The organism is Phenylobacterium sp. Root700 (assembly GCF_001429025.1).
GTDB lineage: Bacteria > Pseudomonadota > Alphaproteobacteria > Caulobacterales > Caulobacteraceae > Phenylobacterium.
In genome coordinates, this window is record NZ_LMHT01000006.1 from 1 (window position 1) to 18,872 (window position 18,872).

At 67.7% G+C, this 18,872-nt stretch carries 26 protein-coding genes; 10 read left to right on the forward strand and 16 right to left on the reverse strand.

Features of this window, described 5'->3' with window-relative positions; translation table 11 throughout:
• From ASE02_RS02000 to ASE02_RS02015, 4 genes are all read right to left on the reverse strand, one after another.
• Positions 1-364, reverse strand: a 364-nt coding sequence (locus tag ASE02_RS02000; protein WP_235536573.1) for an acyl-CoA dehydrogenase family protein, incomplete at both ends; no start/stop codon positions are given.
• Positions 365-395: 31 nt separating this feature from the next.
• A complete protein-coding gene (locus ASE02_RS02005) occupies positions 396-1,193 on the reverse strand; it encodes an enoyl-CoA hydratase/isomerase family protein (RefSeq protein ID WP_056730657.1) in 798 nt (265 codons plus the stop codon).
• Positions 1,194-1,258: 65 nt separating this feature from the next.
• Complete coding sequence (locus ASE02_RS02010; RefSeq protein ID WP_056730659.1) at positions 1,259-1,942, reverse strand: Fe2+-dependent dioxygenase; 684 nt, start codon at positions 1,940-1,942, stop codon at positions 1,259-1,261.
• Positions 1,943-2,029: 87 nt separating this feature from the next.
• Positions 2,030-4,300: a TonB-dependent siderophore receptor gene (locus ASE02_RS02015; protein ID WP_235536574.1), complete on the reverse strand. Its 2,271-nt coding sequence runs from the start codon at positions 4,298-4,300 to the stop codon at positions 2,030-2,032.
• 272 nt (positions 4,301-4,572) lie between these two features.
• Between ASE02_RS02015 and ASE02_RS02020 the strand changes: the two genes are divergently transcribed.
• Positions 4,573-4,773 carry a hypothetical protein gene (locus tag ASE02_RS02020; protein ID WP_056730661.1) on the forward strand — a complete coding sequence of 67 codons (201 nt, stop codon included), beginning with the start codon at positions 4,573-4,575 and terminating at the stop codon, positions 4,771-4,773.
• Here the strand turns inward: ASE02_RS02020 and cysQ are convergent.
• Both cysQ and ASE02_RS02030 read right to left on the reverse strand, forming a co-directional pair.
• Positions 4,770-5,531: a 3'(2'),5'-bisphosphate nucleotidase CysQ gene (gene cysQ / locus ASE02_RS02025; RefSeq protein WP_056730664.1), complete on the reverse strand. Its 762-nt coding sequence runs from the start codon at positions 5,529-5,531 to the stop codon at positions 4,770-4,772. The genes ASE02_RS02020 and cysQ overlap by 4 nt on opposite strands.
• A complete protein-coding gene (locus ASE02_RS02030; RefSeq protein WP_056730666.1) occupies positions 5,528-5,725 on the reverse strand; it encodes a DUF3553 domain-containing protein in 198 nt (65 codons plus the stop codon). Before ASE02_RS02030 ends, cysQ begins: the two co-directional genes overlap by 4 nt.
• A 67-nt stretch (positions 5,726-5,792) precedes the next feature.
• Here ASE02_RS02030 and chpT point away from each other — a divergent pair, with 67 nt between their 5' ends.
• Entirely contained in the window at positions 5,793-6,467 is a 675-nt protein-coding gene (gene chpT, locus ASE02_RS02035; protein ID WP_056730668.1) for a histidine phosphotransferase ChpT, read from the forward strand.
• A 64-nt stretch (positions 6,468-6,531) separates the two neighbouring features.
• Positions 6,532-6,909, forward strand: a complete 378-nt coding sequence (locus ASE02_RS02040) for a VOC family protein (protein WP_056730670.1) — start codon at positions 6,532-6,534, stop codon at positions 6,907-6,909.
• Between the two features lie 9 nt (positions 6,910-6,918).
• Here ASE02_RS02040 and ASE02_RS02045 read toward each other — a convergent pair whose 3' ends face one another.
• Complete coding sequence (locus tag ASE02_RS02045; RefSeq protein ID WP_056730672.1) at positions 6,919-8,283, reverse strand: amidohydrolase family protein; 1,365 nt, start codon at positions 8,281-8,283, stop codon at positions 6,919-6,921.
• Positions 8,284-8,355: 72 nt separating this feature from the next.
• Here ASE02_RS02045 and ASE02_RS02050 point away from each other — a divergent pair, with 72 nt between their 5' ends.
• From ASE02_RS02050 to ASE02_RS02060, 3 genes are all read left to right on the forward strand, one after another.
• On the forward strand, positions 8,356-8,742 hold the full coding sequence (locus ASE02_RS02050) for a VOC family protein (protein WP_056730674.1): 387 nt from the start codon (positions 8,356-8,358) through the stop codon (positions 8,740-8,742).
• 66 nt (positions 8,743-8,808) lie between these two features.
• Positions 8,809-9,690, forward strand: coding sequence for a TauD/TfdA family dioxygenase (locus tag ASE02_RS02055; protein WP_056730676.1), 882 nt, complete (start codon positions 8,809-8,811; stop codon positions 9,688-9,690).
• A 58-nt stretch (positions 9,691-9,748) separates the two neighbouring features.
• Positions 9,749-10,567, forward strand: coding sequence for an SDR family NAD(P)-dependent oxidoreductase (locus ASE02_RS02060; RefSeq protein ID WP_056730678.1), 819 nt, complete (start codon positions 9,749-9,751; stop codon positions 10,565-10,567).
• 125 nt (positions 10,568-10,692) lie between these two features.
• Here the strand turns inward: ASE02_RS02060 and ASE02_RS02065 are convergent, their stop codons facing one another.
• Positions 10,693-11,418, reverse strand: a complete 726-nt coding sequence (locus tag ASE02_RS02065; RefSeq protein ID WP_056730680.1) for a glutathione S-transferase N-terminal domain-containing protein — start codon at positions 11,416-11,418, stop codon at positions 10,693-10,695.
• A 194-nt stretch (positions 11,419-11,612) separates the two neighbouring features.
• Between ASE02_RS02065 and ASE02_RS02070 the strand changes: the two genes are divergently transcribed.
• On the forward strand, positions 11,613-11,978 hold the full coding sequence (locus tag ASE02_RS02070) for a PleD family two-component system response regulator (RefSeq protein ID WP_056730681.1): 366 nt from the start codon (positions 11,613-11,615) through the stop codon (positions 11,976-11,978).
• Positions 11,975-12,802, forward strand: a complete 828-nt coding sequence (locus ASE02_RS02075; protein ID WP_056730683.1) for a protein-glutamate O-methyltransferase CheR — start codon at positions 11,975-11,977, stop codon at positions 12,800-12,802. Before ASE02_RS02070 ends, ASE02_RS02075 begins: the two co-directional genes overlap by 4 nt.
• A 54-nt stretch (positions 12,803-12,856) precedes the next feature.
• Here the strand turns inward: ASE02_RS02075 and ASE02_RS02080 are convergent, their stop codons facing one another.
• The 4 genes from ASE02_RS02080 to ASE02_RS02095 are packed head-to-tail and all read right to left on the reverse strand — an operon-like array spanning position 12,857 to position 15,575.
• The gene (locus tag ASE02_RS02080) at positions 12,857-12,994 is read right to left on the reverse strand and encodes an entericidin A/B family lipoprotein (protein WP_056730733.1); all 138 of its coding nucleotides are present in this window, start codon (positions 12,992-12,994) and stop codon (positions 12,857-12,859) included.
• A 53-nt stretch (positions 12,995-13,047) separates the two neighbouring features.
• Complete coding sequence (locus ASE02_RS02085; RefSeq protein WP_056730685.1) at positions 13,048-14,772, reverse strand: sensor histidine kinase; 1,725 nt, start codon at positions 14,770-14,772, stop codon at positions 13,048-13,050.
• A 9-nt stretch (positions 14,773-14,781) separates the two neighbouring features.
• Positions 14,782-15,387 (reverse strand): sigma-70 family RNA polymerase sigma factor, encoded by a 606-nt coding sequence (locus ASE02_RS02090; RefSeq protein WP_056730686.1) that lies wholly within the window; start codon positions 15,385-15,387, stop codon positions 14,782-14,784.
• Positions 15,387-15,575 (reverse strand): NepR family anti-sigma factor, encoded by a 189-nt coding sequence (locus ASE02_RS02095; protein ID WP_056018017.1) that lies wholly within the window; start codon positions 15,573-15,575, stop codon positions 15,387-15,389. The genes ASE02_RS02090 and ASE02_RS02095 overlap by 1 nt, the downstream gene beginning before the upstream one ends.
• A gap of 224 nt (positions 15,576-15,799) precedes the next feature.
• Between ASE02_RS02095 and ASE02_RS02100 the strand changes: the two genes are divergently transcribed.
• Positions 15,800-16,597 carry a response regulator gene (locus tag ASE02_RS02100; RefSeq protein ID WP_056730688.1) on the forward strand — a complete coding sequence of 266 codons (798 nt, stop codon included), beginning with the start codon at positions 15,800-15,802 and terminating at the stop codon, positions 16,595-16,597.
• 80 nt (positions 16,598-16,677) lie between these two features.
• Here ASE02_RS02100 and ASE02_RS02105 read toward each other — a convergent pair whose 3' ends face one another.
• Together ASE02_RS02105 and ASE02_RS02110 are read right to left on the reverse strand one after the other, a co-directional pair.
• The gene (locus ASE02_RS02105) at positions 16,678-16,947 is read right to left on the reverse strand and encodes a hypothetical protein (protein WP_056730689.1); all 270 of its coding nucleotides are present in this window, start codon (positions 16,945-16,947) and stop codon (positions 16,678-16,680) included.
• A 14-nt stretch (positions 16,948-16,961) separates the two neighbouring features.
• Entirely contained in the window at positions 16,962-17,156 is a 195-nt protein-coding gene (locus tag ASE02_RS02110) for a hypothetical protein (RefSeq protein WP_056730691.1), read from the reverse strand.
• Positions 17,157-17,308: 152 nt separating this feature from the next.
• Here ASE02_RS02110 and ASE02_RS02115 point away from each other — a divergent pair, with 152 nt between their 5' ends.
• A complete protein-coding gene (locus ASE02_RS02115) occupies positions 17,309-17,692 on the forward strand; it encodes a PRC-barrel domain-containing protein (RefSeq protein WP_162257129.1) in 384 nt (127 codons plus the stop codon).
• 192 nt (positions 17,693-17,884) lie between these two features.
• On the opposite strand, the gene ASE02_RS02120 is transcribed toward ASE02_RS02115, so the two are convergent.
• Both ASE02_RS02120 and ASE02_RS02125 read right to left on the reverse strand, forming a co-directional pair.
• Entirely contained in the window at positions 17,885-18,334 is a 450-nt protein-coding gene (locus tag ASE02_RS02120; RefSeq protein WP_056730695.1) for an OmpA family protein, read from the reverse strand.
• A 97-nt stretch (positions 18,335-18,431) separates the two neighbouring features.
• On the reverse strand, positions 18,432-18,788 hold the full coding sequence (locus tag ASE02_RS02125; RefSeq protein WP_056730697.1) for a YMGG-like glycine zipper-containing protein: 357 nt from the start codon (positions 18,786-18,788) through the stop codon (positions 18,432-18,434).
• Positions 18,789-18,872: the final 84 nt, after the last annotated feature.

Consider the following 18,872-nt stretch of genomic DNA (forward strand, 5'->3'; position numbering starts at 1 on the left):
GGTCAGGCCGAAACAGCCGACGATCTCGCCGCGCGCCATGCCCGGCAGGTACTTCATCTTCTGGGCTTCGGAGCCGAAGGCGTAGATCGGGTACATCACCAGCGAGGACTGCACGCTCATCGCCGAGCGGTAGCCAGAGTCGACCGCTTCGATCTCGCGGGCGATCAGGCCGTAGGCCACGTGGCTGACCCCGGCCCCGCCATACTGCTCGGGCAGGGTGGCGCCGAGGAAGCCCAGCGCCCCCATCTCGCTCATGATCTCGCGGTCGAAGCGCTCGTCGGCATAGGCCGAGACCACCCGCGGCAGCAGCTTCTCGCGGGCGTAGGACCGGGCGCTCTCCCAGACCATCCGCTCCTCCTCGGTCNTGAAGATGTCGCGGGCCTTATGACGCCATTTTACGTGCCCGTGTAGACGCCTTTGCGCTTCTCGCGGAACGAGGCGGCCGATTCCTGGACGTCGTTCACGGCCCGGCGGGCGTGGGCCAGGCCGACGGATTCGTATTTCACAGCGGTCTGCAGATCGCTCTCCATGCCGGCCTGCAGCACCTTCTTGGCCATGCGGATGGCCAGCGGCGGCCACTGGGCCATCTGCTCGGCATAGGCGAGCGCGTCGCCTAGCAGCGCGTCATGGGCGGTCAGTCGGTTGAGCAGGCCGAGCTTCAGCGCTTCGTCGGCCAGGACCATGCGGCTGGTGAAGACCAGGTCGGCGGCGCTGGCGTAGCCGACGATCCGAGGCAGCAGGAACGAGAGGCCGGAGTCCGGCGAGATCGCCCGCTCGGCGAAGGTGGTCTTGAAACGGGCGTGCTCGGAGCCGATGCGGACGTCGCAGGCCAGGGCCCAGCTCATGCCCGCCCCGGCGCAGACCCCGTTGATCGCGCCGATCAGCGGCTTGTCGAAATCGTGCAGCAGCCGCGCCCAGCGGCCCATCCAGGCTTCCTCGTCCAGATGCTGGTTCTGGGGCGGCGGGCCGTCACGCTCCGGGACCGGGCCGGTCAGGTCGGCGCCGGAACAGAAGCCGCGCCCAGCCCCGGTCAGCACCAGGGCGCGGACGCCGTCGTCCTGCCGCGCGGCGATCAGCCCCGCCTCCAGATCGCGCCGCAGTTCGGCGGAGATGGCGTTCAGCTTGTCGGGGCGGTTGAGGGTGAGGATCGCGACCTGGCCGCGCGTCTCGTAGGTGATGGTCTCGTAGGCCATGATCGTTCCCTCCAGCAGCGCGCAACATCCCGCGCGCGCCTAACGGAAGGCAAGGGGCGAGGGGCCTAAACCTCGGCCCACATCCGCAGCAGGTTGTGATAGGCGCCGGTCAGCGAGACCAGTTCGGGCGCGCCGGCCCCGACCTTGCCGGCCAGTTGCTGGATGGCGATGTCCATCTGGAACAGCAGGGCCCGGCGGGCGTCCTCGCGCACCATGCTCTGGATCCAGAAGAAGCTGGCGGTGCGCACGCCGCGGGTGACCGGCGTCACCTGATGCAGGCTGGAGGCCGGGTAGAGGATCAGGTCGCCGGCGGCCAGCTTCACCTCGTGGACGCCGTAGGTGTCCTCGACCAGCAGTTCGCCGCCGTCATAGTCCTCCGGCTCGGTGAGGAAGAGGGTGGCGGAAAGATCGCTGCGGATGCGCAGGTTCCCGGCGCGGGTCTGGCGCACGGCGTTGTCCACATGGGTGCCGAAGGCCTGGCCGCCGCCATAGCGATTGAACAGCGGCGGGAACACGGTCTGCGGCAGGGCCGCGGTGACGAACAGCGGGCTCTTGGCCAGGGCGTCCAGCACCTTGTCGCCGGCGATCCTGGCGGCCTCTGAGCCTTCGGGCAGCTGGGCGTTGCGCTTGGCCAGCGCCGATTGCGAGCCGGAGGTGGCGTTGCCGTCGATCCATTCGGCGGCGTCGATCTGGGCGCGCAGCTCGGCGACGGCGGCCTTGGTCAGCACCTCGGGAATATGCAGCATCATGGGAAGAACCTTAGGCGCGGCCGCCCTCAAAGGAAAAGGCCCCGCCTGGAGAGGCGGGGCCTTACGTCCGTTCTGTCTGGGGGGAGGCTAGAAGCGGACGTTGAGGGTGAGGATCGCCTGGCGGCCGGGGCCGTAGTCGGCATGGTGCTGGCCGTTGGTGCGGGCGATGTATTCCTTGTCGCCCACGTTCTTCACGTTGAGCTGCAGGTCGAGGTTCTCGGCGATGCGGTAGGCGACATAGGCGTCGAAGCGCCAGTAGGCCGGAGCGACGACCCGGTTGGCGCCGCCGCCCGCGCCGCCCTGGTTGCCGCCGAAGCTGTCGGAGACGTAGTAGGCGCCGCCGCCGAGGCTGAGGGCGTCGGTCAGGTTGTAGGTCGAGAACAGGCTGAAGGTGTGCTCGGGCGTATTGGCCAGGGCTTGGCCCTGGTTGACGCCGTTGAAGGCGCCGCGAACCAGTTCGCTGTCCATGTAGGTGTAGCCGCCGAACACCATCCAGGCGGGGGTGACCCGGCCGGTGACGCCGATTTCCAGACCCTGGACCATGGCCTCGCCGACCTGGGCGTAGATGCCGGTGTCGACTAGGATCTGGGCGTTCTCACGCTTCATGTGGAACAAGGCCGCCGAGGTCGACAGACGTTCGCGGAAGAAGGCCCATTTCACGCCGACTTCGGCCGAGGTGACTTCTTCCGGATCGAGCAGCACGTTGGCCAGGTTACCCGAGCCGGCGCCGGTGGTGTTCTGGTCGCCGCCCGAGATGGTCGGCGGGGTCGAGGACGTGCCGTACGAGGCGTAGATGCTGCCGTTCGGGGTCGGCTTATAGACCAGACCGACCTGGTAGTTGGTGAACTGCCAGTCGCCCTCGCGCGGGGTGAGGGTGGCGCCGGTGATCACGCCGAGCGCGCTGGTGACGCTGCTGACGTCGATGCCATGCATCGAATATTCGTCGTGGCGGATGCCGAGGTTCAGCAGCCACTTGTCGCCGAACGAGATGGTGTCGAAGGCGTAGATCCCGACGGTCTTGGTGTAGTTCACCGAGGCGTCCGGGCGGTTGATGACGCCTTGCCACGGATCGCTGGGGGTCGGGGCGAAGACGCGGGTGCAGTCGCCGACGCCAGCGGCGGTGGAGTTGTTGGTGAAGCCGGCCGGGCAGGCGGCGCCAGCCGTCGTGTAGATCACGTAGGAGGCGTTGCGGTTGGTCTCGCGCGACAGCTCCAGCCCGACGTCGTAGCTGTGCTCGACGCCGCCGGTGGTGAACTTGCCGTAGAAGTCGGTGACGTTGGCGACCGTCGTGGTCGGGTTCCAGCGCGACTTGGTTCCGCGCTTCATCCACCATTCGCCGGCCACGAACTGAGCCGCGCCGCCGTCGCCGGGGTTGGTGACCAGATAGTCGTTCAGGGTCTTCGAATAGCGGAAGACGTTGCGGAAGGTGATCGCGTCATTGATGTCGTGCTCGGCGATCAGGGTGGCGATGTCGGCTTCGCTCTTTTGGTAGTCACGCGCCTTCAGGCCGTAGAACGCATTGCTCGACACGTTCAGCACGCCGCTCTTCGTGCGCGGCACGCCCGGCAGCTTGGTGAACAACGGCACGCCGTAGTCGGGCAGGTTGTTGGCGGTCAGGTGATAGTAGCTGGCGGTGATCCGGGTGTCGGTGCCGATGCCGACGCCGGCCGCGATGGCCGCGCCCCAGCGGTCGAAGTCGACGGCGTCGCGGCCGGGCGCATCGCCCTGCGAGCCCATCAGGTTCACGCGGATCGCGCTGGTGTCGCCGATCGGATAGTTGGCGTCGATCGTGCCGCGCATATAGCCGTCGGTACCGGCCGCAGCCGAGATGCTGACCGCCTCGTCCAGCCTGGGACGCTTGGTGGTCAGGTTGATGCTGCCGCCGCCGGAGCCGCGGCCATTATAGGCCGAGTCCGGCCCCTTGATGACTTCGACCTGCTCGAGGTTGAAGACCTCGCGGACCTGGCCGCCGGAGTCGCGGACGCCGTCGACGAAGATGTTGTTGGCCGAGGCTTGGCCGCGGATGAACGGACGGTCGGCTAGCGGCTGGCCGCCTTCACCGGCGCCGAACGTAATGCCCGGCGAGGTCTGCAGGATGTCCGCGAGCGAGGTCGCCGCGGTCTGCTCGATGATCACGCGCGGGACGACGGTGACATTGCGCGGCGTGTCGAGCAGTTGCGAGGTGTATTTGGGCGAGGTCGGCTTCAGCGCGGCGTGACCCTCGACCTGGACGCCGGAGACTTCGCTGGCCGCGTCGGCGGCCACGTCGTCGGCCAGGGCCAGTTGCGGGGCGAAGGCCAGACCTGCGACGCCGGCCACCGCGAACGGGGTGAGCGCCTTGCGAGCATAGGCGCGCACGCCGCTTGTCCGTCGAATGTCCACGAAAGTACCCCGCCTCAGTGAGAATGAAACTGCGAGGCGTTATTATTTACTGCGCCCGAATGTGCAATGCGAATTATTCGCAACAAATGCGGTGTGGCGGAATTGCAGCACTTCGACCGCCGCGGACCTCTTCTGCGGGCTTCGTCGCCCAACCAGCCGCTTTTGTCGCGATGGGCTCGCAACCCGCCGCCGGTTTGCGCTGTTCCCTTCCTGCGCAGTCGTCACCGCAGCATTCCTGGGACGTCCCCATGACCGAGGTCAGCATCGTCGACATTCTCCGCCCGTTCCTGTGGGCGGCGGCCTTCGGGTTCGTGGTGGGCTTCGCCGGCTATGTCCTGGTGGTCGGCGGCATGGATCAGACCTATGCGCGGATGGACGGTCCGGGCCAGGTGGCGAGGATGGAGCAGGCGTCGACGCCGCTCACCACGGCCACCCTGACGGCGATCTAGCCGCCGCGCGCCACGAACCAGCCGTTCCGGAAGCCGGCGTCGGCCTTGCCATAGGCGAAGGCCTCGCCCTCGGGCGTGGCGACCTGACCGCCGGCGGCCAGCAACACGGCGTGGCCGGCGGCGACATCCCACTCCATGGTCGGACCGTGTCGCGGATAGATGTCGGCGGCGCCCTCGGCGATCCGGCAGAACTTGATCGAGGAGTCCATCGGCTCGCGCAGGTCGAACCCGTATTGGTCGGCCAGCCGCTGGGCGGTCTCTTCGCTCATGGTGTGGCTGATCAGCGCCACCGCCGCGCCCTGGGGCCAGGGGCGGACGCTGATCGGCTGAGCGGCTTGCCCGACGCGGCGTTTCATCGCCTGACCGCCTTGCGTGAACCAGGTCTCGTCGGAGGCCGGCGCGGTGACGGCGCCGGCGACCGGACGGCCGTTTTCGATTAGGCCGATATTGACGGTGAAGTTCGGATCGCCGCGCACGAAGGCCTTGGTGCCGTCGACCGGATCGACCAGGAAGAAGCGCGGTCCGATGGCGTCCGGCGTGCCGAACTCGCTGGCGTCCTCTTCGGAGATCACCGGGATGTCGGGGAACTGCGCGCTCAGGCGTTCGAGGATCAGGGTTTCGCCCCGACGGTCTGCCTCGGTGACCGGGCTCTCGTCGGCCTTGGAAAACACCGTCAGGCCGGTGCGCCACAGCGGCAGGATGAGGGCGCTGGCCTCTTCGCAGATGTCGGCCAGGGCCGCGCCGATATCGCGGCTCATCGGGCGCCTCGCGGGTCGTCGCCGATGAAGGTCAGGCGCACGACGCTCGCGTCGATCACCTGCTTGCCCGCGTTCTCGAAATTCACCGTCACCTTGTGTCCCGCCACCGACTGCACCTGACCCAGGCCCCAATCTTCCTCGGTCGGGTGCCGCACCAGCACGCCGGGCTCGAGGAAGGGATCGGGACCGCTCATTCTGGGTTCCTTAGAGCGCCGGGGTGCGTTTGCCAAAGCGCCAAATCAGGCCAAGTTCCGCACGATGATGGACGGCGACGACACACCGCAGACGATCCCGGAGCCCAAGAGCCCGCCCCGCACAGCGGAGGTGGCGGCTTTTCTGGCGGCGCGGATGTGTCACGACTTCATCAGTCCGGCGAGCGCGATCGTCTCCGGCCTTGATCTGCTGGACGACCCCAACGCCCAGGACATGAAGGAAGACGCCATGAACCTGATCGCAGGTTCGGCGCGCAAGCTGACCGACCTGCTGGCCTTCACCCGCGTGGCGTTCGGCGCCTCGGCCTCGGCCGAAACCTTCGATCCCCGTGAGCTGGCCAAGCTGGCCGGCGGCGTCTTCAACCATATGCGCGCCCAGCTGGAGTGGCAGGTGGACGCCCCGTCGCTGAACAAGCCGGCGGCGCGGCTGTTGATGAACCTGGCGCAGATGGCGGGCCAGGCCCTGCCGACCGGCGGAACGGCGACGATCCGCGCGGTGGCCGAGGGCGGCTCCATCGCCATCGCGGTGGAGGCGGTCGGCCCACGGGCGCGGCTGCGGCCCGAAGTGCTGCGTGGCCTAGCCGGCGAGGCCCTGGGCGAGGGCCTGCATGGCCACTGGGTCCAGGCCTATTACGTGCACCTGTTCACCGCCGACGCCGGCGGGCGGCTGTTCGCCGACGTCGGCGAGGAGAAGGTCACCTTCGTGGCGACGGTTCCGGCCTGACACCCCTTGCGGGGGCTTCGCCGGATCATCACCTGACGGCCTAGCTGTAGAGCGAGGCCTTCCCATGTTCGATCATCTGTCCGTCGGCGTGCGCGATCTTTCCGCCGCGCGAACCTTCTATGACGCCTTCTTCGCGCCGCTGGGCTGCGCCAACGCCTGGGCCGCCGAGGCCGAGCTCGCCTATGGGCCGGCCGGCGAGAGCCGGGTGTTCTGGCTCTATCCGGTGAGCGGGAGCCAGGTGGCGGGCCAAGGAACCCACATCGCCTTCACCGCCGGGTCGCGGGCGGCGGTCGACGCCGCCTACGCCGCGGCTCTGGCGAACGGCGCGACCAGCGTGCGCGCCGCCGGAGCCCACCCCGACATCGCGCCGGACTATTACGGCGCGGTGCTGCTCGATCCCGACGGCAACAAGTTGGAAATTGTCGCCGGGACCATGCACTAGGCCAGCAAGTTACGGCTGGGCGTTGGGCGGGAACGCCTGACGCTGGCCGGCGAGCTTGGCGACCACGCCGCGATGCATGACGAAGGTCGGGCGTTCCAGTTCGGTCACGTCGCTGATCGGGCTCTTGGCGACCGCGATCATGTCAGCGTCCTTGCCGGGCTCCAGGGTGCCCAGGGTCGAGGACCGGCCCAGCAGGTCGGCGGCGTTGACCGTGGCGGTCTTGATAGCGTCGGCCGGGCTCATGCCGGCGTCGACCATCAGCTTGAACTCCTGGGCGTTGTCGCCGTGGGCCGAGACCCCGGTGTCGGTGCCGAAGGCGATCTTCACGCCGGACTTGTACTGGATGATGTGGTTGGCGAAGGCGACCTTGTTGGCTTCCTCGGCCTTGGCGAGCGAGGCGGCCGAGCGCGAGCCGGCGCGGCCCTGGTTCACCGCGGCCTGCGGGGCCAGCATGGTCGGCACCAGATAGGCGCCGGTCTTCTTGAACAGCGCCAGGCTGGCGTCGTCGGTATAGGTGGCGTGCTCGATGGAATCGACGCCGGCGCGCAGGGCCGCGTCGATGCCTTCCTTGCCGTGGGCGTGGGCGGCGACCTTGCGGCCGAACATGTGGGCGGTGTCGACGATGGCCTTCATCTCGTCGTCGAAGAGCTGTTGGCCAAGGCCGCCGGCGACATTGGACAGCACGCCGCCGGTCGCGCCGAACTTGATCACCTCAGCGCCTTGCGAGATCTGCGAGCGCACCGCGCGACGGCAATCGTCGGCGCCGTTGCAGAGGTTTTCCGAATGGGCGTGGGCGATGTCGACCAGGTCACGGTTCAGGCTGTTGGAGCCGTCGCCGTGGCCGCCGGTGATCGAGATCATCCGGCCGGCCGGGACGATGGTCGGGCCGGTCAGCAGGCCCGAATTGATGCCGTCGCGCAGGGCGGTGACGGCGTGGATGTCGCTGCCCAGGTCCCGGATGGTGGTGAAGCCGGCTTCCAGCGTGCGGCGGGCGTTGTCGATCCCGACGACCATGTTGTCTTCGAGGTCGCGGGTCGGGAACTCCATGCGCGAGCGAACCTTGTCGTCGTCGCTGAAGATGTGGACGTGCATGTCGATCAGGCCCGGCAGCACGAACTGGTCGCGCAGATCGACCACCGTCGCGCCGGCCGCGCCGGCGGCTTCCGGGGTCACGAAGCCGTCGCGGACTGACTCGATCTTGCCGTTGCGGACCACGATGGTCGAGGCGCCGCGCGCCGCCTGGCCCGGCTTGTCCAGCAAAGCGCCGGCATGGATGACTGAAATCTTGGCTGGCGCGGCGGTCTGGGCCAGCACCGGGCTGGCCGCGGCCATGGTGAGGACGACGGCGGCGATTGAAGCCGGAACAATACGCATTGAGAACTCCCCCTAATATGGCGCGCACTCTACCGTGGGGAGCCGCCCCGTCCAGACCACAACGGTGATCGAATGAACCAGAGTCTCGCGCTCACAGCCCTTGTCGTCGCCGACTATGACGCGGCGATCGGCTTCTATGTCGGCAAGCTGGGCTTCACCCTGACCCGCGACGACGACATGGGCGGTGGTAAACGCTGGGTGGTGGTCACGCCGCCCGGATCGCAGGGCGGGCTGCTGCTGGCCAAGGCCTCGGGCGAGGCGCAGATCGCGCGGATCGGCGATCAGACCGGCGGGCGGGTCGGCTTCTTCCTGCACACCGACGACTTCGAGCGCGATCATGCGGCGATGAGCGCGGCGGGGGTGAAGTTCCTCGAGGAACCTCGCCGCGAAGCCTACGCCACGGTGGCGGTGTTCGAGGACCTCTACGGAAACCGCTGGGATTTGCTGCAGCCGAAATGAGAGCTTCTGACTCGCCCTTTGCGCCGATGCGATGTTTCATCGCCGCCTGCCAAGGGAGATGAGACGATGTCTGCTCTAACGATCCGCAAGGTGGCCGGCGCCCTGGGCGCCGAGATTTCCGGGGTCGACCTGGGGGCTGAGCTTTCGGACGAGGTGATCGCGGAGATCCGCCAGGCCTTCGTCCAGCATCAGGTGATCTTCTTCCGCGATCAGCATCTGTCGCCGGACCAGCAGCTGGCTTTCGGGCGGCGGTTCGGGCCGCTGAACATCCATCCCTATGTCGCCGGGATGGAGGGGCGTCCCGAGGTGATGGAGATCGTCAAGGAGCCGGAGGACCGGGTGAACTTCGGCGGCGGCTGGCACTCCGACATGAGCTTTCTGGAAAACCCGTCGATCGGCTCGATCCTCTACGCGGTCGAGATCCCGGAGTGGGGCGGCGACACCTTGTTCGCCAGCCAGGCGGCGGCCTATGATGCGCTGTCGCCCGGGCTGAAGGCGACGCTGGAGACGCTGAACGGCGTCCATTCGGCGGGCCGCGAATACTCGTCCCAGGGCCACTCGGCCCAGGAGCGTAAGACCATGAAGGTGGTCGAGGCCGAGGGCGCGGTGGGGGAATTCATCCACCCCATCGTCAAGGTCCACCCCGAGACCGGCCGCAAGGCGCTCTATGTGAACCCGGCCTTCACGATGCGGATCGAGGGCTGGAGCAAGCGCGAAAGCAAGGCGCTGCTCGACTTCCTGTTCGAGCATTCCCGCTACGAGGCCTTCACCTGCCGGTTCGCCTGGGCGGCCGGTTCGGTGGCCTTCTGGGACAACCGCTCGGTCTGGCACTTCGCGCTCAACGACTATCCCGGCCAGCGTCGCCATATGCGGCGCGTGACCGTCGACGCCTGGCCCGCAGGGGCTGGCGCAGGCTCGGCTTCCAAACTGAGGGAGCCGGCGGAGTAGGGGCTGGAAGCGGCCCTTTTCAATTTAAAAACAAAGACTTTCATTAGGGAGATTTCAAATGAGCGAAGCCCGTATCAATCCTGAGGGCCCATTGAAGGGCCGCGTCGCCCTGGTCACCGGCGCCAGCCGCGGCATCGGCGAATCCATCGCCGCGCGCCTGGCCATGGAGGGCGCCAAGGTGGTGGTGTCGGCCCGCACCGCCGAGAGCGGCGAGAGCCGGCTGCCCGGCACGCTTCATGACACCGTCGAGCGCATCAAGAGGGCCGGCGGCCATGCGGCCTTCATTAAGGCTGACCTGGCCCAAGCCAGCGAACGCGAGCGCCTGGTGGAGGAAGCCGAAGCTACGTTCGGCCCGATCGACATCCTGATCAACAACGCCGCCATCACCTATTTCATCCCGGTTGAGGAGTTCCCGGAGAAGCGCTTCAAGCTGATGATGGAGGTGCAGGTCTATGCGCCCTTCCACCTGTCGCAGCTGGTGCTGCCGGGGATGCGGGCGCGCAAGCAGGGCTGGATCGTCAACATCTCCTCGCCGGCCGGCATCCATCCGCAAAAGCCCTATCGCGGTGGGCGCGGCGGCACGGTCTACGGCATGTGCAAGGCGGCCCTGGAACGGTTCAGCACCGGCCTGGCCTCCGAGGTCTATGACGACGGGATCGCGGTCAATGTGGTCTCGCCCGGGCTGGTGGATACGCCCGGCGTTGCGGTGCACGGTCTGATCAACGAGGCCACCAAGGACCGCGTGCAGCCGATCGAGTTCATTTCGGAGGCGGTCTATCAGCTGGCCTCCGGCGATCCGAAGACCCTGACCGGCCGGGTGGACTACGCCGAGCCGCTGCTGAAGGAGCTCGGCGTCAAGCCCTCGGAATTGATCTAGGGCGCGTCCCCCTCCGTCTTGGGGCTTCGCCCCGAGCCACCTCCCCCAGCGGGGGAGGATCTGGTTCTGCGCAGATGCTCCCCCGCCGGGGAGCTGGCGGCGCAAGCCGACTGAGGGGGATTTTCCTATTCGACCGGAGCCGGGCGGGCGCGCTGGTTGTAGAGCAGCTTGCGGCGGCGCTCCTGTTCCTCGGGGCTGATGGCGGCGGGATCTTCCGGCGTTCCGGCCGTCACCGCCATGCCGCGCTGAACGGCCGGACGAGCCGACATCTCGTCCCACCAGCGCTTGAAGTATTTGAACTCGCCCAGGTCGATGCCCTGCAGCTCCCAGCTGGCGGTCCAGGGATAGGAGATCATGTCGGCGATCGAATAGTCGTCGCCGGCGATGTAGCGGCGGTCGTAGAGCCGGTTGTTCAGCACCCCGTACAGGCGGTGAACCTCGTCGGCGAACCGGCGTTGGGCGTAGGACTGATCGCCCTGGTCGGCGGGAACCCGGCTGAAGTGGCCGCGCTCGCCAAACTTCGGGCCCTGGTTGGCCATCTGCCAGATCACCCACTGGGTGACCTCGTACTTGCCGCGGATGTCCGTGGGCAGGAAGCGCCCGGCCTTTTCGGCGAGGTAGAGCATGATGGCGCCGGACTCAAAGACGCTGATCGGCGGGCCGCCGCCCAGCGGCTCATTGTCGACCATGGCCGGCATGCGGTTGTTGGGGCCGATCTTCAGATACGCGTCAGTGAACTGGTCGCCCTTGCCGATGTGGACCGGCACGATCCTGTAGGGGAGGCCAAGCTCCTCCAGCAGAATAGTGACCTTCTTTCCGTTAGGGGTCGGCCAGTAGTGGAGGTCGATCATCGCAAGCCTCTCTGGAAACGTGGCGCTCACCCTAGGCGCGGGCCGGGGGGCCTCAATCCACAAATTCTGAAAGGCCGCCCAGCCTGAGGCGGGGTGGGTGCGGCCAAGCCGCGCGGCGCCAGGAATTTTGCCGGCGTCAAACCGCTCCTTAACCAACTGCGCGCGAGAAGCGCAGGGAGGGGAGACGCATTCTGTTGAAGACCTGCCTCGTCGTCGACGACAGCCGTGTGATCCGCAAGGTCGCGCGCCGCATCCTGGAGGATATCGGCTTCGAGATCGCCGAGGCTTCCGACGGGGTGGAGGCGCTCGCCTGGTGCCGCGCGGCCATGCCTGAGGCCGTGCTGCTGGACTGGCACATGCCGATCATGGACGGCCTTGAGTTCCTGAAGCAGCTTCGCAAGGAACCGGGCGGCGACCGCCCCACGGTGGTCTTCTGCACCGTAGAGAACAATATCGAGCGCATCCGCGAGGCCCTGGCCTGCGGCGCCGACGAGTACATCATGAAGCCCTTCGACGGCGACATCATCGTCACCAAGTTCGCCGAGGTGGGGCTGGCATGAGGGTCGAGGATCGCGAACTGGTGGCCCAGCTGTGCGCGGCGCGCGCCGGCGTCCGGGTCGATGTCGAAAAAACCTACCTGATCGAGAGCCGGCTGGGGCCCGTGGCTCGCCGCGAGGGCTTCGGGTCGGTGAACGACTTGCTGACCACCCTGCGCGCTCGTCGCGAGGATCGGCTGGCCTGGGGGATCGTCGAGGCGATGGCGCACGGCGAAACCGCCTTCTTCCGCGACCGCGAGCCCTTCGCCCTGTTCCGCGACGAGGTCCTGCCGACCCTGGCCAAGCTGCGCGGGGGTGAGCCGGTGCGGATCTGGTCGGCGGCCTGCGCATCGGGTCAGGAAGTCTATTCCCTGGCCATGGTCATCGAGGACGAGCGGGCCCGCCTGCCGGGCTTGAAGGTCGAACTGTTCGGGTCGGACCTCAGCGAGCGCCAGCTCGAAAAGGCCCAGAGCGGCCTCTACACCCAGTTCGAGGTGCAGCGAGGTCTGCCGATCCGCCAACTGGTGCGCCATTTCGAACAGGACGACGAGATGTGGGCGATCTCGCCGCGCATCCGTCAGATGGTCCGCTGGCGGCGGATCAACCTGGTGGCGGACCTGTCGACGGCCGGTCGGTTCGACGTGATCTTCTGTCGCTACGTGCTGTCGTCCCTGGTCGAACCGATGAAGACCCGGCTGCTGGAAAACCTGGCGCGGGCGCTCGGCCCGGAAGGCTTCCTGTTCCTGGGACGAGACGAGACCGCGACCGGCCTGGGCGACGCCTTCCAGCCGGTGCAGGGCCGCACCGGGCTCTACGCCCGCAACCCCGCCTTCCGCGTCGCGGCCTGACCTCAACAAAAAAGGCCCCGCCGAAGCGGGGCCCTTTCGTCGAGATGTAGAGGTCTACCGCTTGGCGTCCTCGGCGGTGTTGGTCACCGCCGTGCCTGCCGCCTTCACGTCCTTGCCGGCGCCGGACACGGTGTTGCAGGCGGTGATGGAGAGGCTGGCGGCCAGAACGGCCAGAATGACGAACTTGCGCATGAGCATGTCTCTCTACGAGGGGAGGGATGGTGAAACTTGCTGCACCGTAACGGTCACGCCGCAGCCTGGTTCCCCGTCGAGGTCGTCCGCTTGACGGCCGGATCGGCCGTCGGGGTGGGGAAGATCAGCCGTGCGGTGATGCCGCCCTTCTCGTTGCGCACCACTTCGGCGCGGCCGCGCAGCTGGCGACCGAAGGCCGTCATCAGGGTGCGCCCGACGCCGGAGCTGACCAGGGCGTCGTCCGGCGCATCGCCGTCGTCGCAGATCTCCAGCGTCGCCTCGTCGCCATCCACCTTGAAGTTCACGCTCAGGGTTCCGCCGCGCCCGGCGAAGGCGTGCTTCTGGGCGTTGGTGACCGCCTCGACCGCGAACAGGGCCAGCGGCGCCAGCCGGTCGGGGTCGATCACCAGGTCGTCGACATGGATTTCGGTGCGGACGTGTGCGCCCTGGACGGCCTCGGCGGAAATTAGCTGAGCGGTCAGCTCCTCGAGGAAGGCGCGCAGGTCGACGCGCTTCAGGTCCGGCCCCTGGTAGAGGGCGCGGTAGATGAGGGCCAGTGCGGTGATCCGCTGGCGAGTGTCGGACATCGCGGCCCTGGCGGCCGGGTCCGACAGCGCCCGCTGCTGCATGCTGAGTAGCGAGGAGATGACCTGCAGGTTGTTCTTCACGCGATGGTGGATCTCGCGCATCAGGTCGTCCTTCTGCGCCAGGGAGTCGCGCAGCGAGGCGTCACGCCCGACGATGGCGTCGGCCATGTCCTCCAGGGTTTCGGCGAGGTCGCGGATCTCCGGCGGCGCCTGATCGGCGTGCACGGGCCGCACGCTGAGGCGTCCACGGGCGTAGAGGGCCGCGATCCGTTGCAGGTAGGCGATCCAGCGGATCACCACCCGCTCGGTGACCACCGACACGGCCACCAGGGCCAGGATGAAGGTCAGGATCGGGAAGACGATGCTGGTCAGCGGGTTGAGCGTCGCCCAGGAGAACAGGCCGCCCGAACGTGCCGAGAGCACGACATAGAGTTGGTCGCCGACCAGGGGGGCTGCGGAAAACACCCGCTGCTCGCGACGCATGTCGCGGTCGTACCAGACCAGAGAGCCCTGCTTTTGGGCCTTCTCGCGCCAGTCTGTCGGCAATTCGGGGAAGGCTTCCTTGTCCGTGGCGTTGATATAGCCGCCGTCGCCGTCGACCAGGGCCACCTCGGCGCCTTCCGGCAAGGAACGGTCGGCGGTGCGCGGGGCCAGGCTCTCCAGCGAGATCACCGCCACTAGGCCGCCGTCGAACCCCACGCGCGGATCGGTGGCCGGCACCGCGGCCAGCAGGGCGGGGACATTGGCGTAGGACGCGCCGGGATCGCGGGTGATCACCAGGCTGTCGCCGGCGGCCAGCCGCTGGAACCAGGGGCGGGTCGCGCGGATCGGGTCGGCCGGCACGTTGTCGGCGGCGCAGGCCACCCGGCCGATCCGGTCGAAGCGGATCAGGTTCGAATAGCCGGGAATGCGGTGGGTGACCTCGGCCAGGCGTTGGGCGCAGTTGAAGCCGACCGAGCCGGGGGCCAGGGTCTCGAGCAGGATGTCGGCGGCTTCCATCCGCGCGCGGGCGGTCGCGGCGCTGCGCTCAGATGCTGCGGCCAGTTCCTCTCGGAGTTGAACGCCTTCGCGCCGGAAGGCGATGGCCGATTGGAGCACCCCAAGGACCAGCACCGGCAACAGCGCCGCGGCCAGAGCCGCCGTCAGCCGGACCCGGATGGTGGATAAGGAACCCCAAGGCGAGACGTGCATCCTCCTGCCCTAGCGAACAGTACTCAGCCGCTCCGCGTCGGCGAGAATGGAGCTCATGGCGTCACCGGCCGCGCTCCCATCCCGCTCGTATGAGCCGTCTTCGAGAATGACATGCAGGGCGCGCCGCGCCCGGCTGACCCGGCTCTTCACAGTGCCCACGGCGCAGCCGCAGATGTCGGCCGCTTCTTCATAGGCGAAGCCGCCGGCCCCGACGAGGATCAGGGCTTCGCGTTGTTCCGGCGGCAGTTGAGCCAGGCTGAGCCGCAGTTCGTCCAGCGCCACCGGCGCCTCCGGATCATCGACCGCCACCAGGGTGCGTTCGGCCGATTCCTGGTCGAGCTGGGTCTGGCGCCAGGAGCGGCGCTTCTCGGAATAGAACTGGTTGCGCAGGATCATGAAGGTCCAGGCCTTCATGTTGGTGCCCATCTGGAAACTCGCGCGGGCGTCCCAGGCCTTCATCATGGCGTCCTGCGCCAGATCGTCGGCGCCGGCCGGTTCGCCGGCCAGGGTGCGGGCGAAGGCGCGCAGATGCGGAATGAGTTTGACCAGCTCGCGCTTGAACGCCTCGTCAGTCGCGGGGTCGGTCGGCGGCCGGGCCTTGCTGTCGCCGGCCATCAGCCATTCTCCGCAGACTTCTTGTCCGCCTGGCGAAGGATGGCCAGGAATTCGTCGGGAACCGGTTCGCTGACGACTTCGTCGAACATCTGGCGCAGCCGCACGCCGATCGCCTGCTGGCGCAGGCGGGCTTCGTCCAGCGCCGCCGGCGCTCTGCGCCGATCCTCAGTGGCTCGCTGTTCTATCATGTCATCGGCGCCCGGCTTTCGCAGAGCCCGCCCCCTCGGTTCGTTATCGTCGCCGGTCAACGCCTCATCCCACCCAGGGTTCCATGGTGCACTATATAGCATGGGGAAAACCATGTTCTGAGGGAACCGGTTCCCAAAGGCGACGTTTGGACCACATGATGCATCCCCATGTGGGGACGTTGCCCCGTGGGCGTTAACTTTCATCTCCAAGGGAGGGGTTTGACTTGAGTCTTCTTGCCCGACTGGCGCCGCATTTGCCTTACGTGCGTCGCTATGCGCGCGCGCTTACCGGCGATCAGACCACCGGCGACCATTATGTGCGGGTCGCGCTGGAAGCCGTGGCCGCCGGCGACCGGGTTCTGGAGGACAACCTCACCCCACGCGTCGCGCTCTATCACGTGTTCCACGCCATCTGGCTCTCCACCGGCGCCCAGCTTGAAGCGCCGAACGAGGACGACAGCGGCGTCGACGACGCCAGCCGCCGGCTGATGCGGATCGCGCCGCGCTCGCGCCAGGCGTTCCTGCTCACCGCGCTTGAGGGGTTCACACCCTCTGAAGCCGCGCAGATCCTGGCCGTGGACTTCTCCGAGGTCGAACGGCTGATCGCCGAGGCTCAGGCCGAGATCGACGCCGAACTGGCCACCGACGTCCTGATCATCGAGGACGAGCCTGTCATCGCCGCCGATATCGAGGCGCTGGTCACCGAGCTTGGCCACACCGTGGTCGACATCGCCGCCACCCGCACCGAAGCGGTCGACGCCGTGGCCCGCAAGACGCCGGGCCTCGTGCTCGCCGACATCCAGCTGGCGGACGGATCGTCCGGCATCGACGCGGTGAAGGACATCCTCGCCCGCTACGATGTGCCGGTGATCTTCATCACCGCCTTCCCAGAGCGCCTGCTGACCGGGGAGCGGCCCGAGCCGACCTTCCTGATCACCAAGCCGTTCCAGCCGGAAACGGTGAAGGCGGCGATCGGTCAGGCGCTGTTCTTCCATCCGCGTAACACCCGCAAGGCGGCCTAGGCCAAACGGGTTTTCTGCAATTTGGAACCGCCGCGCCCCCGAAAGGCGCGGCGTTTTCATGTGTGGGGTCGGGCGGGCGCCTAGCGCGGCGCGGTGTTTGGCGACGGCGTGGTCTGCTGCGCCGCCGGGTCGCCCATGTTGAAGGCGTTCGCGGTGTCGGTCCTACGGTTGTAGTTCGGGGCGGTGGAGGCCAGATCGTCGGCCCTCCACGACCAGGCGCCGAACAGGGCGAGCGCGGCCAGCGCGGTCGATACGACCAGAACCCAGAACATGTGCACGCCGAAACGGCCCTGGCGGGCGCGGGTGGCGTTGAGCGTGAACCGGGAAGAGGAGCGCGAGAGGATGGCCATCTAGATCGTCTCCGTTAGTGCGCCAGCAGGCTGAAGGGCCCAGGGGGGACTGGACGGGCGGCGTCGTCGCGAACCACCGACATCTGGCCGAGCACGGCGCCGGCCAAGGCTACGGACAGGATGACCGCCAGCGCCGCCCATCGGCTGTGCCTGGCGCCCTCGTTCGAGCTGGCGACATGGGTGTGCGGGTCTTCGTGCGTGCCAATCACGGTCTTCGCCCCTGACAAGACGGGCGATGCACCCGTATCTCGCTAACGTGCGGGGCGTGTCTGGTGTTCCCCGGCCGCCGCCCGTCGAACACATCTGCTTGCACGGGCTTCGATTGGCGCGCGGGATCTCCTATTTAAGGGACATGACTCAGTTGAAGATCGCCCTCGTCACCGTTCTTGGCTTCGCTCTGGCCGTCGCGTCCCAGGTCCAGGCGCAGATTCCGTCAGCTTCCACCTCGGGTGTGAACGCCGCGGCGCGCATGCAGGACGGCGGCCCGGGCGGATCGTCCGCGGCTTCGCTGGAGGGGCGCACCGTGCGCGGTCAGGGCGGCGTCGTCCTGGGCCACGTCGAACGGGTCATTCTGCGGGCCGACGGCTCCCCGGTTCAGGTTCTGGTCCGCCCGAAGGGGCCGCGCGCCGGCGGGCCCCGCAGCCTGGCCTATTCCTCCCTGCGCGTGGACGGCGATGGCCTTTCCATCCCGCTGAACCAGGCTGAATTCAACGCCATGCCGGCGATCGATGTGACCGGGAAATAGGCGGAAAAAATTTCAGACGCTCGGGGAACGTTCGGCACGGACAGGGGTTTATGGTCTGCGGAGGCGGCGACGCCCCCCCCGACTTGAGGCCGGCGACCATGCCGGCCTGCTGCCTCCGCACCCCTTTTCTCGATGATGCAGACTTAAACGGCGGGCCCTGGGCCCGCCATTTCTTTTGGGCCGATCGCGACCCTACCGGGCGCTCAACTCGACCGTGACATCGGCCCGGCGGCGCAGCGGCCGCGGGTCGCCGCCCGCCGTGACCGCGCCGCTCTGGCCGGCCGCGGCCAGGTCGAACTCCGCCGCCGGCAGACCAATGGCTTCCAGGGTTCGCGTCACCGACGCCGCTCTTTGCTTGGAGATTTCTAGATTGGCGGCCGGGGCGCCGACCGCGTCGGCCAGCCCCAGCACCAGAACGCGATCAACCTTGCAGGGCTTGGCCTGGGTCGCGGCCTGGGACAGCACTGCGCGGCCTTCTTTCGTGACCTCGGCGCTGTCGGGTTCGAAATAGATCTGGACGGTGATGTCGTCGCAGGCGGCGGTGGCCTTGACGATGCGGTCGCGCGGGTTACTCGAGCTGGCGCAGCCGGACACGGCCAGGCCGGCCCCGATCGTAATCGCAACGATGGTCGAAACCTTCATTCCCAGCCCCATAGTCCTAAACCCCTGCACACACGGAAAGGGCGATCAGCATAGCTGACCGCCCTATCTAAGCTAGTCTAGGCGAACGGCGTTCGTATCAACGCGGGCTGCCATTTTCCCAATAATAACGACCGGTCGCGGAGTCGTAGTAGTAATAGCGTCCCACCCGTTCATCGTAATATTGCCGACGGTTCGGGGTTTCGGCCCCGCAGCCGCCGTCCTGGCGACAGCCGCGCACCGCGCCGGCCGTGCCGCCGAGCGCCGCCCCGATGGCCGCGCCGGTCCCGGCGTCGCCGCCGCCTACGTTATTGCCGATCACCGCGCCGGCCAGCGCGCCGAGCGCGGCCCCGCCAGCGGCGTTGCGTTCCACGTTGCCGGTCGTTGTGCAGGCCGCGGCCAGCAGGCCAGCGCCGGCGATGGCGATCAGCGGCTTTATAGAAAGGGCCTTGAGCATAGGGGCTCTCCTTGAACATATCCCGCCGACCCCAACGCGCCGCCGAAGGTGGAGTTCCGGCTGGAACCCCGTTTCAGGCTTTAC

What these genes read in the sequence shown, in the direction of transcription:
- ASE02_RS02095 (WP_056018017.1), bottom strand. Translation starts at nt 15,575, where the DNA reads ATGATAGAACAGCGAGCCACTGAGGATCGGCGCAGAGCGCCGGCGGCG.
- ASE02_RS02065 (WP_056730680.1), bottom strand. Translation starts at nt 11,418, where the DNA reads ATGATCGACCTCCACTACTGGCCGACCCCTAACGGAAAGAAGGTCACT.
- ASE02_RS02010 (WP_056730659.1), bottom strand. Translation starts at nt 1,942, where the DNA reads ATGATGCTGCATATTCCCGAGGTGCTGACCAAGGCCGCCGTCGCCGAG.
- ASE02_RS02020 (WP_056730661.1), top strand. Translation starts at nt 4,573, where the DNA reads ATGACCGAGGTCAGCATCGTCGACATTCTCCGCCCGTTCCTGTGGGCG.
- ASE02_RS02120 (WP_056730695.1), bottom strand. Translation starts at nt 18,334, where the DNA reads ATGAAGGTTTCGACCATCGTTGCGATTACGATCGGGGCCGGCCTGGCC.
- ASE02_RS02075 (WP_056730683.1), top strand. Translation starts at nt 11,975, where the DNA reads ATGAGGGTCGAGGATCGCGAACTGGTGGCCCAGCTGTGCGCGGCGCGC.
- ASE02_RS02030 (WP_056730666.1), bottom strand. Translation starts at nt 5,725, where the DNA reads ATGAGCGGTCCCGATCCCTTCCTCGAGCCCGGCGTGCTGGTGCGGCAC.
- cysQ (WP_056730664.1), bottom strand. Translation starts at nt 5,531, where the DNA reads ATGAGCCGCGATATCGGCGCGGCCCTGGCCGACATCTGCGAAGAGGCC.
- ASE02_RS02050 (WP_056730674.1), top strand. Translation starts at nt 8,356, where the DNA reads ATGAACCAGAGTCTCGCGCTCACAGCCCTTGTCGTCGCCGACTATGAC.
- ASE02_RS02045 (WP_056730672.1), bottom strand. Translation starts at nt 8,283, where the DNA reads ATGCGTATTGTTCCGGCTTCAATCGCCGCCGTCGTCCTCACCATGGCC.
- ASE02_RS02080 (WP_056730733.1), bottom strand. Translation starts at nt 12,994, where the DNA reads ATGCGCAAGTTCGTCATTCTGGCCGTTCTGGCCGCCAGCCTCTCCATC.
- ASE02_RS02055 (WP_056730676.1), top strand. Translation starts at nt 8,809, where the DNA reads ATGTCTGCTCTAACGATCCGCAAGGTGGCCGGCGCCCTGGGCGCCGAG.
- ASE02_RS02090 (WP_056730686.1), bottom strand. Translation starts at nt 15,387, where the DNA reads ATGGCCGGCGACAGCAAGGCCCGGCCGCCGACCGACCCCGCGACTGAC.
- ASE02_RS02125 (WP_056730697.1), bottom strand. Translation starts at nt 18,788, where the DNA reads ATGCTCAAGGCCCTTTCTATAAAGCCGCTGATCGCCATCGCCGGCGCT.
- ASE02_RS02060 (WP_056730678.1), top strand. Translation starts at nt 9,749, where the DNA reads ATGAGCGAAGCCCGTATCAATCCTGAGGGCCCATTGAAGGGCCGCGTC.
- ASE02_RS02005 (WP_056730657.1), bottom strand. Translation starts at nt 1,193, where the DNA reads ATGGCCTACGAGACCATCACCTACGAGACGCGCGGCCAGGTCGCGATC.
- ASE02_RS02105 (WP_056730689.1), bottom strand. Translation starts at nt 16,947, where the DNA reads ATGGCCATCCTCTCGCGCTCCTCTTCCCGGTTCACGCTCAACGCCACC.
- ASE02_RS02085 (WP_056730685.1), bottom strand. Translation starts at nt 14,772, where the DNA reads ATGCACGTCTCGCCTTGGGGTTCCTTATCCACCATCCGGGTCCGGCTG.
- ASE02_RS02040 (WP_056730670.1), top strand. Translation starts at nt 6,532, where the DNA reads ATGTTCGATCATCTGTCCGTCGGCGTGCGCGATCTTTCCGCCGCGCGA.
- chpT (WP_056730668.1), top strand. Translation starts at nt 5,793, where the DNA reads ATGGACGGCGACGACACACCGCAGACGATCCCGGAGCCCAAGAGCCCG.